The 1,668-nt window shown below is 70.3% G+C and carries 1 protein-coding gene; it reads left to right on the forward strand.

Translation table 11 applies throughout. The features are described from left to right. Nucleotides 1-126: 126 nt before the first annotated feature. Nucleotides 127-1,521, forward strand: coding sequence for an IS1380 family transposase (locus tag EUA98_RS19520; RefSeq protein ID WP_130104341.1), 1,395 nt, complete (start codon nucleotides 127-129; stop codon nucleotides 1,519-1,521). Nucleotides 1,522-1,668 lie beyond the last annotated feature (147 nt).

The raw sequence follows: 1,668 nt of genomic DNA on the forward strand, positions 1-1,668 counted from the left end.
CTTAGCCTGGATCCACCGATGGGGGTTTGTCGGTGATGGGCGTGGTGACGTGAGAATGCCCTTCCGACCTGGGAAAATAGGACTTGCGTAGGGTCCTGTTCACCGGTCAAGAAGGGCATCCTGCAGATGCAACTCTTCCACACCCCGCCCGTGGCGTCAGCGGTCTTCGACGAACCGAATCTCGTGTCGGCGGCGGGCCTGGTTCCGCTGATGGCCATGGCCCGGCGGGCCGGTCTGCCCGAGCTCGCCGAGTCGTGGTTGAGCGTGCCGACGGACAAGGGCGCCCACGCCGGGCTCAAGGTCGCCTCCCTGGTGGCGGGCATGGCCGCGGGCGCGGACAGCATCGACGACATGGCCGTCCTGCGCCACGGCGGCACGGCTCGAGTGTTGGGCTCCGCTCCGGCGCCCTCGACGTTGGGTTCGTTCCTGCGGGCGATGACGTTCGGGCACGTGCGTCAGCTGGATGCGGTCGCGTCCCGGTTCCTGGTGAACCTGGCGGCTGACACGAAGCTCCTCGGGACGCCCGAGGAGCGCAGCACGGTGATGGTCGACCTGGACGACACGATCGTCGAGGTCCACGGGTATGCCAAGCAGGGTGCCGCGTTCGGGTACTCCGGGGTCCGCGGCATCAACGCGATCCTGGCCACGGTCTCCACCGACACCGTCGCCCCGGTCGTGGTCGCTCAACGGCTGCGCAAGGGCAACGCCGGGTCCTCGCGCGGGGTGGCCCGACTGGTCCGCGACGCTCTGGCCACCACGCGTCGCACCCACCTGGCCGGGCGAGACGTGCTGGTGCGGGCGGACTCCGCGTTCTACTCCCGGGCCCTGGTCGGCGCGGCGCTCACCGCCGGCGCCCAGGTGTCGGTGACCGTGCGGATGGACCCCGTGGTCAAACGGGCTATCGCAGCGATCAGCCAGGACGCGTGGACCACGATCCGCTACCCACAAGCGATCTACGACGAGACCACCGGGGTCTGGGTGTCCAAGGCGCAGGTCGCCGAGGTCCCGTTCACGGCGTTCTCCTCCACCAAGCCCACCGAGCAGGTCCGAGGGCGTCTGGTGGTGCGGCGCATCCCGGACGTGAACGCCCGCGCCGGGTCCGGTCAGGCCACGCTGTTCGACACGTGGCGGTTCCACGCGTTCTTCACCACCACCGACCTGGACACCGTGACCGCTGACCAGACCCATCGCCGTCACGCCGTCATCGAGAACGTCCACGCCGACCTGAAGAACTCCGCCCTGGCGCACCTGCCCTCGGGGGTCTTCACCGCGAACGCGGCCTGGTTGGTCTGCGCGGTCATGGCCTTCAACCTCACCAGAGCTGCCGCCACCACCGCCAGCCCGGCGTTGGCCCGAGCGACCACCGCGACGATCCGCCGCAAGCTCATCGCCGTCCCGGCCCGCCTGGCCACCACCGCCCGACGCGTCCATCTGCACCTACCCGCGCACTGGCCCTGGGCCGACGCGTGGACCGACCTGTTCCACCACGCCTGCGGACCGCCAGCACCCGCGGCGACCTGACCACCCGCCCTCACCGGCACGACACCAACCCGCAGTGGAACCCCCGGGCAGCGAGGCCCGGAGGATGACCGCGCCCTATCGCGAGCTGCAGCCCACGACCCCGGTCAGGGCGTCGAGCCCCAGGTCATCGGTGGATCGAGGCTTAGC

The sequence above is a fragment of the Pengzhenrongella frigida genome, assembly GCF_004168625.1.
Lineage (GTDB): Bacteria > Actinomycetota > Actinomycetes > Actinomycetales > Cellulomonadaceae > Pengzhenrongella > Pengzhenrongella frigida.